We start from the raw sequence: 15,713 nt of genomic DNA, 5'->3' as shown, positions 1-15,713 counted from the left end.
CGTCGGGCGGAATGAGCGCCGAAAGAACAGTCTTTCTCATCGCTGATAAGGCCGGGCCTAATCAGCGAAAGTCAGGGCGGCGGGCAGCGCAACCGCCGTCGGCTACGCGTCTTCGGTCTGCTTTATAGCGGCGGCGTGGTAGGCCAGATATTTGCGCTGCGTGGAAATGCGGTCTGCCAGATGTTTTGCATCGTGCCAGACACCCCAGATGAAGGAGGAGCCCCGGCGCGACTGCCAGGGCAGACCGAGGAAATAGATGCCGGGCACGCTCGACACGCCGCGCTGGTGTTTCGGTCGGCCCTTCTCGTCGAAGGCATCGACCTTCATCCAGCTGTAGTCGACGGAATAGCCGGTGGCCCAGATGATCGAGGTGATACCGGCCTTCGCCAGATCGAGTTCCAGAATGGGATTGGTCATGCACTCCGGATCGGGATCGAGCCGGCGCGCTTCGGGTTCTTCCGGTAGGTCGAGACCGTTGGCCAGGACATAGGCGTCGGCCTCGTCCATCAGCGATAGATGGTTGGCATCGCCGCGCGCAACGTTCTGGTTCAGGTCAGGCGCGAAACGCATCACTCCGTCCCGAAAACTCTCGGCGCGGCCGACAAGCGTCATCCCACGCGCCGCAAGACGCCGGAAATCGATCGTCTCGCCGCCGCGGGCGCCGCTGACGGCGATCGTGACGTGTTCGGTGCCCGGGCCCGGCGTTTCGGCGTCCCACTTGTTCAGCACCCCCAGCCACCAGCAGAAATCGCGGCCGCGATAGCTGCGGAACGGACGGTCGTGCGGTCCAACCGCGAGATAGACGCGCTTTCCCGTGCGAACGAGTTCATCGGCGATCTGCACCCCCGACGATCCGGCACCGATCACCAGCACCGCACCCTCGGGCAATTGCTGAGGGTTATGGTAGGTGTTGGAGTGGATCTGGACGATACCCGCGCTGTCGGGGACGATATTCGGGACAATCGGGTTCTGGAAAGCGCCGGTGGCGGCAACGACGCTGTTGGCCTCGATCACGCCGTCCGACGTTTCGACCCGGAAGCCGGGGCGGCCCGCAAGCCGCTGCACTTGCTTCACCTCAACGCCGCAGCGGATCGGCGCACCGATCATTTTCGCGTAGGCGACGAAATAGTCCGCAACCGTTTCCTTGGAAGGAAAACCGTCGGGGCCAGTCTCCTCAAACTCCATGCCGGGAAAACGATCGTGCCAGGCCGGACCGTTGGCAACGAGTGAATCCCATCTCTCGGAGCGCCAGCGTTCGGCAATGCGATGCCGTTCGAGAACGAGATGAGGCACGCCGCATTTGCTCAGATGCTCGCTCATGGCCACCCCGGCCTGGCCCGCGCCAACCACAAGCGTGTCTACTGTTTCGACCGACATTTCTGCGCCCTTTTCTGGCCTCCGGAAGTTTCTGCGGTTGCAGCGGAGGTCTCACGGCTGGTTTACTGGAGGGGTCGGGTCGCGAAAATTACGATTTCACGTGGCACTGGTTAGCTTGTCCCTAAATACCGGGAGGCTGCGGTCCGTCGCCCCGGACAGTCAGAGATAGAGGCTCCTGGCTGCCTTCGACGACAACAGCTCGCGAGCCGGTCCCTCCTGCGCGACGCGGCCCTTGACCAGCACATAACCGCGGTCGGCGATCCCAAGACCCATCTCGGCATTCTGTTCGATCAACAGGATCGTCGTGCCGCGCCGATGCACTTCTTTGGTGATCTCGAAATATTCGTCGATCAGCTTGGGCGACAGGCCAAGCGACGGCTCGTCCATGATGACCAGCCTAGGTTCGCCGATCAGCGCGCGCGCCAGCGCCACCATGGCTTGTTCGCCACCCGACAACGTTCCCGCCACCTGACGCAATCGCTCGCGAATGCGCGGGAACAAGTGACACATCTTGTCCAGTTGCGGCTCGAAATCCGGTCCCCGGCCGGAAACGGCATCATAACCGAGCCGCAAATTCTCCTGCACGGTGAGACTGGGGAACAGCCGCCGCCCCTCAGGCACTAGCCCGACACCGAGCGCCGCCAGATTCTCGGTGCCGAGCGAGGCCAGGTCGCGGCCCATCACCTCGACCCTGCCGCGTTGCGCCCGCACGACGCCGCAAACCGTCATGAAGGTCGTGGTCTTGCCGGCGCCGTTGGGCCCGAGCAGGCAGACGAGCTCGCCGGGCTGCACGCTCATCGTCACAGCGCGCAGCATCGGCACCGGACCATAGGCCGTGTCGACATCCTTCAACTCAAGCATGGACGGCCGCCTTTCCGAGATAGGCTTCCTGCACGCGCGGATCGGCCTTCACGGCCGCGAAATCGCCCTCGGCGATCTTGCTGCCATAGTCGATGCAGATGACTTGGTGCGGGAAGGCCTCGACCACGCGCATGTCGTGCTCGATCAGGATCACGGAAAGATCCGCTCGTTCGCGCTTCAGGCGCGCGATATCGGCGATCAATGCATCGGTCTCGATCTCGTCCATGCCGACGGAAGGTTCGTCGAGCAACAACAGCTTCGGCTCGGAGGCCAATGCACGGGCAATTTCCAGCCGGCGCCGGTCGGCCTGCGCCAGTGTCCCGGCCAGCCTGTAGCGCTGTTCGAACAGATCGCCCGACCCGGCCTTGAGCAGCGCCTCGGCTTTTTCCACGCAGGCAGCCATTTCACGCCGCGATGCGCCGGGAAGAAACAGCGCGCCCAGCACGCCGGTCCCGGTGCGCGTGTGCATGCCGATGATGACGTTGTCCAGCACGCTGAGGTCGGAAAACAGGCGCGAGGTTTGGAAGGTGCGGCCGACGCCACGCGCAACCACGTCATGCGCCGGGTGACCGGTGATGTCGGAACCGTCGAAGCGCACGCGACCGGACGTCGGTCGGTAGACACCGGTGACGACATTGAACAGCGTCGACTTGCCGGCCCCGTTGGGTCCGATGACGGCCAGCACCTCGCCGCGGCCGACCGAGAAGCTGATGTCGTTCAGCGCGACGAGGCCGCCAAAGCGCATCGTCGCGTTCTCGACCTCGAGGAGAGCGTTCACTTGCTTTCTCCGTAGCTGCGCATGCGCTGCGGAAACAGGCCCTGCGGACGGATCATCAGGAAGCCGATGATAACGATGCCGAAAAACAGCAGCCGGTAGTCGGAAAAGGCGCGCAGCTTCTCGGGCAGAATGGTCAGCAGGAAGGCGCCGACGATAACGCCGAAGATGTTGTCCATGCCGCCGACGATCACCATCGTCATGATAGTGACGGAAACCAGGAAAGTGAAATTGTCGGGCGAGATGTAGGAAACATAGAAAGCGTAGATGGTGCCGGCGAAGGCGGCGAGGAAAGCATCCACCGCGAAGGCCAGCACCTTGAACCAGGCGACATTGATGCCTTGCGCACGTGCCGCGATCTCGTCGGCGCGCAGCGCGTTCCAGGCCAGCCCGATGCGCGAGGAATGCAGGCGGCGGGCAGTGACGATCGCCACCACCACCAAAGCGGCCGAGAGGTAGTAGAAATTGGCTTGGCTCGGCAGTTTCCAGCCGAACACGACCAGCGGATCGGCAAAAGAATGGCCAAACAGCGAGGGCGCGGGAATACCGACCAGCCCGTTGGGGCCGCCTGTCCAGCTGAGATTGTTCAAAAGCTGCTGCACCACCACCCCGAAGGCAATGGTGACCAGCGCCAGATAGGTGTCGCGGGTGCGCATCGACGGGATGCCGATGAGGAAGCCGAACAGCGTCGCGGCCACGGCGGCGACAGGCAGGGTCAGCCAGAAGCTCATGCCGAAATTGATGGCCAAAAGCGCCGACACATAAGCGCCGATGCCATAGGAGGCGCCGGTCGCGAAATTGGGAATGTTGGCGCTGCCGAGCTGGAAATTCAGCGCCAGCGCCAGCACCGCGTAGAGCTGGGCGACGATGAGCAGATGCAGGACATAGGTGTTCGAGCCGACCACGAACGGAAACAACAGCACGACCACCGCCGCCGTCCCGACCGCCACCACGGGAGCCTGGGAAAAACTCGCCGTCACCAGGTCGGCGATCTGCGGCCTCTTTTCCAGGAGATAGAAGCCCGCAGCCAGCAGGGCCAACAGGCCGATGACCTGCCAACCGCCTTCCGCCTTGAGGATCAAATAGAGGAATCCGGCACCGCAAAGCTGTGCCGCGACGGCAATTGTCGCCGCCTTGCCCTGGCCAATTGTCGGCGATGAAGAACCTGCGCTCATGTTACACCTTCACCATGACGGCGCGACCGAGCAGTCCTTCAGGGCGAAAGAGCAGCACCCCGATAACCAGCAGGAAAACGAAAACCAGCCGGTATGAGGCACCGTCCGGCACGAATGTCTGGGCGAGCACCTCTATGCCGGCGATGATCAGGCCGCCGAGGATGGCGCCGGGCATCGAGCCCAGCCCGCCAATGACCGCCGCGGAGAAGCCGAGCAGGCCGGCCATGACGCCGAAATCGAACCGCGTCACCCCGGCATAGCTCGCAAACAGCAGGCCGGCGATAGCGCCGATGGCCGAGGCGACGAAGAAGGTAGCGCGGAAGACACGCGTGTCGCGGATACCCATCATGCGCGCCACGACACGGTCCTCGGAGGCCGCGCGGATGCGCAGACCGAGAGGCGTCAGGCGCAGGAAGGCGAAAAGCAGGGCGACAAGCACGAATGTCAGCGTCACCACCAGCAGGGAAAACCAGCCGACCTGCACGCCCGCCACTTCGAAGGCGACGCCCGAGGCGAGCCGCGGAAAGGCGTGCGGGTTGGAGCCTTGCGGGTAGAGATGGCGGATCAGTTCGCGGATGACGATGCCCAATGCGACCGTCGCCACCAGCGCCATCATCGGCGGCGCGTCCCGGAAGCGCCGGATCACCACCTTGTCCAGGGTCACGCCGATGAGGCCGACGACAAACACGGCAGCGCATGCGGCAACGATCAGCCAGGCGGGGCTCGCAACCCCGACGGCGATTGCCAGTGCCTGGGCGATTGCCAGCGCGATGAAGGGTGACGTCATCGCCACATCGCCATGCGAGAAGTGGATGACGTTGAGAACGCCGAAGATCAGGCTGAAGCCGATGGCCAGCAAAGCATAGATGCACCCGAGGGTAATCCAGTTCACCGCTTGCTGGACAAATAGCTCTGCCATGCCGCCCGTCTCTCTCCCTTGGAGCCCGGACGATTACCAGCGCCGCCCCTATGAGCACATAATGAATCTCCGATGTAGCAGATAGCAATTTCCGAATTTCGCGAGGCGGTAGCGGCGAAATATAGTTGCGCTAGATGGCGGTCTCCCGATCGGCCGGAACGCGACCTTCGCGGAAGAAAACAAAAAAAGAGGTGGAACCATGCTGAACAGACGCCGCGCGCTTGCGCGCATATCTTCACTGCTGGCCGGATCCGTGTTCGCGCTCTCCTTAGGGATGGCCGAGGCCAGCGCCGACCAGATCAAGCTCGGTTTCATCGGACCGCTGTCCGGCGGCAACGCCCAGCAGGGCCTTGGTGCCCGCAACGGCTTCCTTCTCGCCATCGACGAGGCCAATGCCAGCGGCTATCCGCATCAGGTCGAAGGCGTTGTCCTGGATGACGCGTCGGACCCCGCAGTCGGCGTTTCGGCGGCCCAGAAGCTGATCAACGACCCCGCCGTCGTCGCGGCGACGGGCCATTGGAACAGCTCCGTCGCGCTCGCCACCATCCCGGTCTTCAATCGCGCGCAAATGCCGTTCGTCGTCTGGGGTGCGGTCAGCCCGAAGATCACCGAGCAGAACCTTCCCAACGTCACCCGCGTGACGCCTACGCTGGTCAATGAGAACAAGCCGCTTGCCGAGGCAATCGCCAAGGAAGGCAAGGTCAAGAAGATCGCCATCATCTCCGACACCACCGATTATGGCGCGGCCAACACCAAATGGTTCGGCGACTTCTTCAAGGCGGCGGGCGGCGAGGTCGTCTTCTCAGATGCGGCCGCGGTCGGAACGACCGACTTCCGTGCCATGCTGACAACGGCCAAGGCAGCCAGCCCGGACGCGATCTATTTCGGCGGCGTGGTCACCGAGGCTGCCCTCGTGCGCAGCCAGATGGCCGATCTCGGACTTGGTTCGCTGCCGATGTACGGCATTTCCGGCATCTACGATCCGAAGTTCATCGAGATCGCCGGCCCGGCCGCCGAAGGCACCATCGTCGGCACGCCCGCCGTGCAGACCAACCCGAAGCTGGAGGCCTTCTACAAGGCGTACGAAGCCAAGGGTTATCCTGATCCGGCCGGCTCCTACGCCAAATATGCCTACGAAGCCACGCAGATCCTGCTCGAAACCATCAAGGAAAAGGGTATCGAGGACAAGCAGGCGCTGAGCGAGACCGTCCGCGCGATCAAGCACGATGGCATTTTGGGTACCGTGTCCTTCGACAAGGAAGGCCAGACCCAGATGCCGGTCGAGATCGACCGGTTCATCGTGCACAGCGGCAAGTGGGTCAAGATGTGACGACCTGCCGGCATTGCGCCATCGCGCGCAATGCCGGCGGCCCATTCACGTGGCGGCTTGCCATGCCCTTCCCATCGAGATCGATTACATGGATATGAGCCGCTCGCCGCAGCACAAGAAGGCGGTGGAGATCAAAGGTGTCTCCAAGGCCTTTGGCAACTTCCAGGCGCTGAAGCCGGTAACCTTCGACATCTACGAAAACGAGTTCTTCACGCTGCTTGGCCCGTCTGGCTGCGGCAAGACCACGCTGTTGCGGATGATCGCCGGCTTCGAACAGCCTTCGACCGGCGAGATATCGCTACGTGGCGCCAACATCCAGGCCCTGCCCCCGCACAAGCGCCGGGTAAACACCGTGTTCCAGTCCTATGCGCTGTTTCCGCATATGACGCTGGAGCAGAACATCGCCTTCGGACTGGAAAACCTCGGCTGGTCCAGGGATCGCCGCTCGGCGCGCGTGGCCGACATGTTGCGCCTCGTGCACATGGAAAAATTCGCGGCCCGCAAGCCACAGCAATTGTCGGGCGGTCAACGCCAGCGCATCGCGCTTGCCCGGGCGCTGGCCCCCGAGCCGGAAGTGCTGCTGCTCGATGAGCCGCTTTCGGCGCTCGACCTCAAGCTCCGGCAGGCCATGCGCGATGAACTGCGCACACTGCAGCGCCAGACCGGCATCACCTTCGTGTTCGTCACCCACGACCAGGAAGAGGCGCTCGACATGTCGGACCGCATCTGCGTGCTGGGCGATGGCGAAATCCAGCAATTGGGAACGCCGGCCGACATCTACGAGGAACCATCGAACCGCTTCGTCGCCGATTTCATCGGCGAGACCAATTTCCTCGAGGCCGACGTCATCGCGCTCGATGGCGACAGCGCCACGGTGTCGATCCCGCTCGGCGTGACGCTGAGTGCTCCGCACAAGCAGGCCGTGGCCGGCGGCAAGGCCGTGATGTCCATCCGCCCCGAAAAGATCAGCCTGCCCTCGCAGGATGGCCATATCGCGGCCGAGGGCACCATTGTCGGCGCCAACTATCTCGGCGGCTACACACACTATGTGGTGGACGCGAACGGCACCTTGCTGCGCGTTTCCAAACGCAACAGCCAGAGCCGCGACCGCACGCTCGAAGTCGGCCAGTCGGTAAAGCTCAGCTTCGCGGCGGAATCGGCGCGGATCCTGGGCGCATGATCGGGCGCCTGAAAACACCCGGCTGGAACGTGCTCGGCCTTTTGCCGGCACAACTCATCATGCTTCTGACGCTGATCGTGCCGGTGGGCATCATCATCCTGGTCTCGTTCTCGACCCGCGGCCCCTATGGCGGCTTCGACTATGTGTTCACCACGGCGCCCTACAAGCAGATCCTGTTCAACGAGGGCTGGTCGGGCGAGCTGGAGTTCAATCCGCAATATCTGATCGTCGTTGCTCGCACGATGATCCTGGCCGCGGCGACGACAATCATCTGCCTGCTTCTCAGCTTTCCGGTCGCCTACTTCATTTCGCTGCAGAAGGCGTCGGCCAAGATGATGCTGATCTATCTGGTGACGCTGCCGTTCTGGGTCTCGATGATCGTGCGCGTCTATTCCTGGATCATCATCCTCGGCAATGACGGGGTGATCGCCAAGGCGCTGCGAGCGCTTGGGCTGGTCGACAATATGGGCAGCCTGCTCTTCACCGACACGGCGATGCTCATCGGGCTCGTCTACAGCTACATTCCCCTGATGATCCTGCCGGTCTTCGCCTCGATCGAAAAGCTCGACCCGGCGCTGGTGGAGGCTTCGCACGACCTCTATGGCAGCCGCTTCACCACATTGCGCCGCGTGATCCTGCCGCTGTGTGCCCCTGGAATGATCGCCGGCGCGATCCTCGTCTTCGTGCCTTGCCTGGGCGCGGTGCTGGAACCGACGCTGCTGGGCGGTGGCAAGACGATGATGATGGGCAATCTCATCCAGCTGCAGTTCGGTGCTGCCCGCAACTGGCCGCTGGGCGCCGCCATCTCCATCGTGCTGATGTGCGCGGTGATGATCTTCCTGCTCTGGCGCGGCCTTCAGGCTACCCGCAAGGAAAGCCGGGAGAGCAACGCATGACCGGCAATGTGCGGCGCTATCCGGGCTTCGGCCTGTTCAGCATCATCTTCTTTGTCTACCTCTATCTGCCGATCGCGGTGGTGATCTTCTATTCGTTCAACGCCAACCGCATCGTGGCCAATTGGGGCGGCTTCTCGCTGCACTGGTACACAACGGCCCTGTCGAACGCCGCACTTGTCGGCGCGGTCAAGACGTCGCTTTTCGTCGCCAGCATCGCCACGGTTCTGTCCACCATCGTCGCGCTGATGGCGGCGCTGGTGCTGGTGCGCGGCAGGAATGTGCGCTTCCGGCGCGTCTCCGAAACGATCGTCAATCTGCCGCTGCTGCTACCCGAGATCGTCGTTGCCGTGGCCGTGCTCATCCTGTTTTCCGAACTGGGCCTGACCAACGGTCTGCTGAAGCTCACCATCGCGCACACCACCTTCTGCATCCCCTTCGCATTCCTGCCGATAAGGGCGAGATTGCAAGGCATGGATGCCGATCTGGAGGAAGCCGCGCGCGACCTCTACGCGTCGGGCTGGGTTGCTTTTCGCCGGGTGACGTTGCCGCTGATCCTGCCCGGCGTGTTCGCCGGCGCCATGCTCGCCTTCGTCATTTCGATGGACGATTTCATCACCAGTAATCTTCTGAATTCCGGCGGCGCCACCACCTTGCCGGTCTATATCTTCTCGCTGATCAAGCAGGGCGTCTCGCCACAGCTCAACGCCATCTCGACGCTGATCATGATCGTTTCGGTCGCGCTGGCCACAGTCGCTTTCCTGCTGCAACGCCGCCAATAGACAGAGCGAGCTTTTTCCTAAGCAGCACGTCGGGCAAATGAAATTTATCGCCGTCGCCCGTTTGTTATCGTTCCCCGAACCATAAAGATAAGGGGAACTCCATGCCTATCCGCATCCGCATCTCAACGCTTGCCGCCGCCAGCGCCATCAGCCTTTTGGCGACGGCCTCCGCGTGGGCCGAAGGCACGCTTTCGATCTATGCCTGGGCCGATTCCATCGCGCCCGACATGGTCGCGAAGTTCGAAAAGGAGACGGGGATCAAGGTCACCGTCGACGCCTTCTCCTCGAACGAAGATCTCTTGACCAAGCTGCAGGCCGGCTCGTCGGGATACGACATCGTCACGCCGTCCCAGCATTTCGTGAAGATCATGATCGACAGCGGCCTGCTCGAGGATATCGGCGCCAGTTCGATGCCCGCCTTCCAGCAGATCTCGACACAATGGCAGAAGCAATGGTGGGACCCGACCGGCAACTATTCCGTGCCGCTGGCCTATGGCAATGCCGGTTTCACCGTCAACCGCAACCTCTACAAGGGCCCGGTCGACAGCTGGAAAATCTACTTCGAGCCGTCCGAGGATTTGAAGGGCAAGATCGCCAGCCTCGCCCAGCCCGACGAAGTCATCCCCGCCGCGCAGAACTATCTCGGCATCAAATATTGCAGCGAAGACCCGCAGGAGATGAAGCGCGTTCTCGACCTGTTGAAGGCACAAAAACCGTTCGTGGCTGCCTATTCGAGCGACAACATCGAAAACCGCATCGGCGGTGGTGAAGTGGCCATGCACTTCTGGTGGGACGGCAACACCATGCGGCTGCGCCGCAACGACAAGGCCAATGTCGAATATGCGATGCCTAAGGAAGGTCTGGTCGGCTGGCTCGATTCCTACGTCGTGCCGAAGGGCGCGACCAACATCGAAAACGCCAAGAAATTCATCAACTTCATGACGGAACTCGACAACGCGACCGGCCAGTACAACTACTACGGCCATTCGTCGCCGGTGAAGGTGGATGAAGCGAAGGCGCTCTATAACAAGCAGAACGCGCCCGAACTGTTCCCGTCCGCGCCGGTCAAGATGGGCCAGGCCTGTTCGCCGGCCGCGCAGGAACTGGTGACCAAGGTCTGGACCCAGCTCCTTCAATAGACCGTCGATCGCCTTGATTCACTTGGCATTTCATACCCGCCCATTCCATGGGCGGGTCGTCCCCCTGCTCGCTCGACAAAAGCCATGAATGAACCATTTGACTACATCGTCGTTGGCTCCGGCTCCGCCGGCTGCGTCTTGGCGAACCGCCTCAGCGCCGATCCGGCAACCAGGGTCTGCCTGATCGAAGCCGGCGGCAGCGACCAGAGCCTGCGCGTCAAAGTGCCGGCGGGCATCCTCTCGCTCTACGGCAATCCGAACTACGATTATTGTTATGTCGGCGTGCCGCAGCCGCAGCTGAACGGCCGCCGCATTCCGGTCAATCGCGGCAAGGCGCTCGGCGGCTCGACCTCGATCAACTCGATGGTCTACATCCGCGGCTCCGCCGCCGATTATGACGAATGGGCGCGCCTCGGCTGTAACGGCTGGTCCTATGATGACGTGCTGCCGGTCTTCAAGCGGCTGGAGCGCAACCTGATCGGCCAGGACAGCCACTACCACGGAAGCGACGGGGACCTTTTGGTCGACAATCCCCGCGATCCCAACGAATTATCGCGCATGTTCGTGGCGGCCGGTCGCGCTGCGAACCTTCCGGAAAACAGCGATTTCAACGGCGAGAGCCAGTTTGGGCTCGGCGTCTACAACGTGACGCAGGACCGTGGACAGCGTTTCAGCGCGTTCACCGCCTTCGTGCGCCCGGTCATAAACCGCCCGAACTTGACCATATTGAGCGAGTGCCAGGTCAAGAGCATCGTCGTCGCGGACAAGCGCGCGACCGGTGTCCGCGTCCTGCGCGAAGGCGTGGAGACGACACTGTCGGCCCGCGAAGTGGTGCTTTCGGCGGGTGCCATCAACTCACCCCAGATCCTGCTCGAATCCGGAATAGGCCCCGCCGAAGAGTTGTCGCGCGCTGGTATTGCGCCGGCTCACGATCTGCCCGGTATCGGCAAGAACCTGCAGGATCATGTCGACGGCATGATCACCGTACGCTCGTCGAGCACGCGCGGCCTGGGTCTTTCCCTGGCCAACCTGCCCCGAATCCTTGCCGCGCCCTACCGGTACCTCGCGCGCCGCAAGGGAATGCTCACCACCAACTATGTCGAAGCCGGCGGCTTTGCGCGCACCAGATATGCCGGCGAAGAACCGGACATCCAGTTCCACTTCGTGCCCGGCTACCGCAGCCATCGCGGCAGGCTGGTCGAATATGGCCATGGCTATGCGATCCACACCTGCGTGCTCAGGCCGAAAAGCGTCGGCGAAATCACGCTTTCACGGGACGGCTCACGCCGAGCCATCCACATCGACCACCGCTTCTTCTCCGACGAGCAGGATGCACGGGTTCTGGTCGAAGGCATCAAGATCGCCCGCAGCATCTTCGCCTCGTCGGTGTTCGATCCGCTGCGCGGTGCCGAGATACTGCCCGGCAAGGACGTCCGCTCCGACGACGAGATCCTCGCCTATCTGCGCGCCGAGGCGCTGACCGTCTACCATCCGGTCGGCACCTGCAAGATGGGCAACGACGCCATGGCTGTCGTCGATCCCCGCACCTTGAAAGTACGCGGCATGGAAGGGCTTCGTGTCGCCGACGCCTCCGTCATGCCGCGATTGATCAGCGGCAACACCAACGCGCCGACGATGATGATCGGCCAGCGCGCGGCGGATATGATCCTGGGCTAAGCGTGGGTGGTGTCGGGATGCAGTCGTTGCCGCTGCCCCTATGGGACCGTTAGCCGTGTCGCCCTTGTCCAAACGCAAAAAACCCGGCCTTGCGCCGGGTTTTAGATTTGGTTGCGGGAGTAGGATTTGAACCTACGACCTTCAGGTTATGAGCCTGACGAGCTACCGGGCTGCTCCATCCCGCGTCAACCGAGTTTATGTAAGCATTTGCCTACATAAAATCCACCGATCCGCCAAATGAAAGGGCCGCTTTCGCGGCCCGTGATCCCGTTGGCGGGCCGTATCGTAAGGAGAAGATTTAACGTGCGTTTGGCAGACCTGGCAGCGACCTACTCTCCCGCGTCTTGAGACGAAGTACCATCAGCGCTGGAGCGTTTCACGGCCGAGTTCGGAATGGGATCGGGTGCAGCCGCTCCGCCATAACCACCAGGTCGGCAAAACGCACGTTATTCGAGAAGCTGTTTTGTGCCTGGCGACTGCAGTTTCTTCCGGGCAAGGCCCGCAAGCGCGACTGCGCGTCGCCGGTTTTCCGGCGCCCCCGCGGAGCATAGGCCCTGTAAGGGCCGCTCATGCGTGAGCGCTGGTTTGATGAACATTAGGAATGAGAACGATCAAGCCGATCGAACTATTAGTACCGGTAAGCTTCAAGCGTTGCCGCTCTTCCACACCCGGCCTATCAACGTGGTCGTCTTCCACGGTTCTCAGGGAATACTCGTTTCAAGGTGGGTTTCCCGCTTAGATGCCTTCAGCGGTTATCCCGTCCGGATATAGCTACCCTGCTATGCGGCTGGCGCCACAACAGGTCCACCAGAGATCCGTCCATCCCGGTCCTCTCGTACTAGGGACAGATCCTTTCAATATTCCTACACCCACGGCAGATAGGGACCGAACTGTCTCACGACGTTCTGAACCCAACTCACGTACCGCTTTAAATGGCGAACAGCCATACCCTTGGGACCTGCTCCAGCCCCAGGATGCGATGAGTCGACATCGAGGTGCCAAACAACCCCGTCGATATGGACTCTTGGGGGTCATCAGCCTGTTATCCCCGGCGTACCTTTTATCCGTTGAGCGATGGCCCTTCCACGCGGGACCACCGGATCACTATGACCGACTTTCGTCTCTGCTCGACTTGTCAGTCTCGCAGTCAGGCAGGCTTATGCCATTGCACTCAGCGAACGATTTCCGACCGTTCTGAGCCCACCATCGCGCGCCTCCGTTACTCTTTAGGAGGCGACCGCCCCAGTCAAACTACCCACCATACATTGTCCCGGACCCGGATAACGGGCCGCGGTTAGACATCCATAGTAATAAGGGTGGTATTTCAAGGGTGGCTCCACCAAGGCTGGCGCCCTGGCTTCAAAGCCTACCACCTATCCTACACATGCCACTACGAATGCCAATGTAAAGCTATAGTAAAGGTGCACGGGGTCTTTCCGTCTAACCGCAGGAACCCCGCATCTTCACGGGGAATTCAATTTCACTGAGTCTATGCTGGAGACAGCGGGGAAGTCGTTACGCCATTCGTGCAGGTCGGAACTTACCCGACAAGGAATTTCGCTACCTTAGGACCGTTATAGTTACGGCCGCCGTTTACTGGGGCTTCGATTCAGAGCTTGCACCCCTCCTCTTAACCTTCCAGCACCGGGCAGGCGTCAGACCCTATACGTCGCCTTGCGGCTTCGCAGAGCCCTGTGTTTTTGATAAACAGTCGCTACCCCCTGGTCTGTGCCACCCTCACCCTGCTTGCGCAGGAAAGGGTCACGCTTCTTCCGAAGTTACGCGTGCAATTTGCCGAGTTCCTTCAGCATAGTTCTCTCAAGCGCCTTGGTATACTCTACCTGACCACCAGTGTCGGTTTCGGGTACGGTCTATAAGTGGGAGCTATTTCCTGGAACCGCTCCGCTGCCCGACCAATCCAATAAGGTCGAACAACTTGTGCAATCCGTCACTACCCACAGGCCCACGAATATTAACGTGGTTCCCATCGACTACGCGTTTCCGCCTCGTCTTAGGGGCCGGCTAACCCTGCTCAGATTAACTTTAAGCAGGAACCCTTGGTCTTTCGGCGGGGGAGTCTCTCACTCCCCTTACGTTACTCATGTCAGCATTCGCACTTCTGATACCTCCAGGAGCCCTCACGGGTCTCCCTTCACTGGCTTACAGAACGCTCCGCTACCGCTCGCATTGCTGCGAACCCTAAGCTTCGGTGTATGGCTTTAGCCCCGTTACATTTTCGGCGCAAAGACCCTTATTTAGACCAGTGAGCTGTTACGCTTTCTTTAAATGATGGCTGCTTCTAAGCCAACATCCTGGTTGTTTTGGGATCCTCACATCCTTTCCCACTTAGCCATAACTTGGGGACCTTAGCTGTAGGTCAGGGTTGTTTCCCTTTTCACGACGGACGTTAGCACCCGCCGTGTGTCTGCCGACTAGTACTCCTGGGTATTCAGAGTTTGCTTAGGTTTGGTAATCCGGTGAGGACCCCTAGCCCATGCAGTGCTTTACCCCCCAGGGTATTCGGTCGACGCTCTACCTAAATAGATTTCGCGGAGAACCAGCTATTTCCGAGTTTGATTGGCCTTTCACCCCTAGCCACAAGTCATCCCGAACTATTGCAACAGTTATGGGTTCGGTCCTCCAGTAAGTGTTACCTTACCTTCAACCTGCTCATGGCTAGATCACTCGGTTTCGGGTCTAATGCGACGAACTGAACGCCCTGTTCAGACTCGCTTTCGCTGCGCCTACACCTACCGGTTTAAGCTTGCTCGTCACACTAAGTCGCTGACCCATTATACAAAAGGTACGTGGTCACCCTTGCGGGCTTCCACTGTTTGTAGGCAATCGGTTTCAGGTACTCTTTCACTCCCCTTGTCGGGGTGCTTTTCACCTTTCCCTCACGGTACTAGTTCGCTATCGGTCATGCACGAGTACTTAGGCTTGGAGAGTGGTCTCCCCATGTTCAGACAGGATTTCACGTGTCCCGCCTTACTCTAGGACTTTTGTTCGCATTACGTGTACGGGGCTATCACCCACTATGGCCCAACTTTCCAGAAGGTTCCACTTATCTCACAAAAGCCACTGGCCTGGTCCGCGTTCGCTCGCCACTACTTGCGGAGTCTCGGTTGATGTCCTTTCCTACGGGTACTTAGATGTTTCAGTTCCCCGCGTTCGCCACTTTACCCCTATGTATTCAGGGTAAGTTACCTAATATCGATACTTGGAAACCACAGCAGCAGATCGCTCTGCTACTCTGATTTTCCAAGTACCTTAGGTGGGTTTCCCCATTCGGAAATCGTCGGATCAAAGGGTATTCGCACCTCCCCGACGCTTATCGCAGCGTATCACGTCCTTCATCGCCTGTGCATGCCAAGGCATCCACCAATTGCCCTTAAGACACTTGATCGTTCTCATTGCCAATGTTCATCGGGATTTTTCCCAATGCCATCGGCACAAAAAGACCAGCTTCTCGAGATCTATCCGGGGGCGCGGTTAGGCTTACCCATCATCTGCCTGGGATTGAGCGTCCCAAGCGACGAACCATGCCCATCATCACCCGACCGCTTACGGAAGGTTATGGACCTTCCAGGGCCAGGCTCCGAACA

At 60.7% G+C, this 15,713-nt stretch carries 11 protein-coding genes, 1 tRNA gene and 2 rRNA genes; 6 read left to right on the top strand and 8 right to left on the bottom strand.

The window, feature by feature from the left end; all coding sequences use genetic code 11:
- Positions 1 to 102: 102 nt before the first annotated feature.
- The 5 genes from QFZ88_RS00085 to QFZ88_RS00065 form a co-directional block, all read right to left on the bottom strand.
- On the bottom strand, positions 103 to 1,377 hold the full coding sequence (locus QFZ88_RS00085; protein WP_024922119.1) for a flavin-containing monooxygenase: 1,275 nt from the start codon (positions 1,375 to 1,377) through the stop codon (positions 103 to 105).
- A 159-nt stretch (positions 1,378 to 1,536) separates the two neighbouring features.
- The gene (locus QFZ88_RS00080; RefSeq protein WP_024922118.1) at positions 1,537 to 2,238 is read right to left on the bottom strand and encodes an ABC transporter ATP-binding protein; all 702 of its coding nucleotides are present in this window, start codon (positions 2,236 to 2,238) and stop codon (positions 1,537 to 1,539) included.
- Entirely contained in the window at positions 2,231 to 3,016 is a 786-nt protein-coding gene (locus tag QFZ88_RS00075) for an ABC transporter ATP-binding protein (protein WP_024922117.1), read from the bottom strand. The genes QFZ88_RS00080 and QFZ88_RS00075 overlap by 8 nt, the downstream gene beginning before the upstream one ends.
- Positions 3,013 to 4,188: a branched-chain amino acid ABC transporter permease gene (locus tag QFZ88_RS00070; RefSeq protein WP_024922116.1), complete on the bottom strand. Its 1,176-nt coding sequence runs from the start codon at positions 4,186 to 4,188 to the stop codon at positions 3,013 to 3,015. The genes QFZ88_RS00075 and QFZ88_RS00070 overlap by 4 nt, the downstream gene beginning before the upstream one ends.
- 1 nt (position 4,189) lies before the next feature.
- Positions 4,190 to 5,107, bottom strand: a complete 918-nt coding sequence (locus QFZ88_RS00065) for a branched-chain amino acid ABC transporter permease (RefSeq protein ID WP_024922115.1) — start codon at positions 5,105 to 5,107, stop codon at positions 4,190 to 4,192.
- 199 nt (positions 5,108 to 5,306) lie between these two features.
- Between QFZ88_RS00065 and QFZ88_RS00060 the strand changes: the two genes are divergently transcribed.
- The 6 genes from QFZ88_RS00060 to QFZ88_RS00035 all read left to right on the top strand — a co-directional run bounded on the left by QFZ88_RS00060 (position 5,307) and on the right by QFZ88_RS00035 (position 12,108).
- Positions 5,307 to 6,437 (top strand): branched-chain amino acid ABC transporter substrate-binding protein, encoded by a 1,131-nt coding sequence (locus tag QFZ88_RS00060; RefSeq protein WP_024922114.1) that lies wholly within the window; start codon positions 5,307 to 5,309, stop codon positions 6,435 to 6,437.
- A gap of 88 nt (positions 6,438 to 6,525) precedes the next feature.
- Positions 6,526 to 7,617 carry an ABC transporter ATP-binding protein gene (locus tag QFZ88_RS00055; RefSeq protein WP_024922113.1) on the top strand — a complete coding sequence of 364 codons (1,092 nt, stop codon included), beginning with the start codon at positions 6,526 to 6,528 and terminating at the stop codon, positions 7,615 to 7,617.
- Positions 7,614 to 8,513 carry an ABC transporter permease gene (locus QFZ88_RS00050; protein ID WP_051504921.1) on the top strand — a complete coding sequence of 300 codons (900 nt, stop codon included), beginning with the start codon at positions 7,614 to 7,616 and terminating at the stop codon, positions 8,511 to 8,513. The genes QFZ88_RS00055 and QFZ88_RS00050 overlap by 4 nt, the downstream gene beginning before the upstream one ends.
- On the top strand, positions 8,510 to 9,292 hold the full coding sequence (locus QFZ88_RS00045) for an ABC transporter permease (RefSeq protein ID WP_024922111.1): 783 nt from the start codon (positions 8,510 to 8,512) through the stop codon (positions 9,290 to 9,292). Before QFZ88_RS00050 ends, QFZ88_RS00045 begins: the two co-directional genes overlap by 4 nt.
- 101 nt (positions 9,293 to 9,393) lie before the next feature.
- Positions 9,394 to 10,431: an extracellular solute-binding protein gene (locus QFZ88_RS00040; protein ID WP_024922110.1), complete on the top strand. Its 1,038-nt coding sequence runs from the start codon at positions 9,394 to 9,396 to the stop codon at positions 10,429 to 10,431.
- An 84-nt stretch (positions 10,432 to 10,515) separates the two neighbouring features.
- Positions 10,516 to 12,108, top strand: coding sequence for a GMC family oxidoreductase (locus tag QFZ88_RS00035; RefSeq protein WP_024922109.1), 1,593 nt, complete (start codon positions 10,516 to 10,518; stop codon positions 12,106 to 12,108).
- Between the two features lie 108 nt (positions 12,109 to 12,216).
- Here QFZ88_RS00035 and QFZ88_RS00030 read toward each other — a convergent pair.
- The 3 genes from QFZ88_RS00030 to QFZ88_RS00020 form a co-directional block, all read right to left on the bottom strand.
- Positions 12,217 to 12,293, bottom strand: a tRNA-Met gene (locus QFZ88_RS00030).
- Between the two features lie 131 nt (positions 12,294 to 12,424).
- A 5S ribosomal RNA gene (gene rrf, locus QFZ88_RS00025) occupies positions 12,425 to 12,539 on the bottom strand.
- 176 nt (positions 12,540 to 12,715) lie between these two features.
- A 23S ribosomal RNA gene (locus tag QFZ88_RS00020) occupies positions 12,716 to 15,514 on the bottom strand.
- Positions 15,515 to 15,713 lie beyond the last annotated feature (199 nt).

This window comes from Mesorhizobium sp. YL-MeA3-2017 (assembly GCF_030814575.1).
GTDB lineage: Bacteria > Pseudomonadota > Alphaproteobacteria > Rhizobiales > Rhizobiaceae > Mesorhizobium > Mesorhizobium terrae.
Note: the sequence above shows the minus strand (reverse complement) of the source record. Positions and strands in the feature narration are given on the sequence as shown.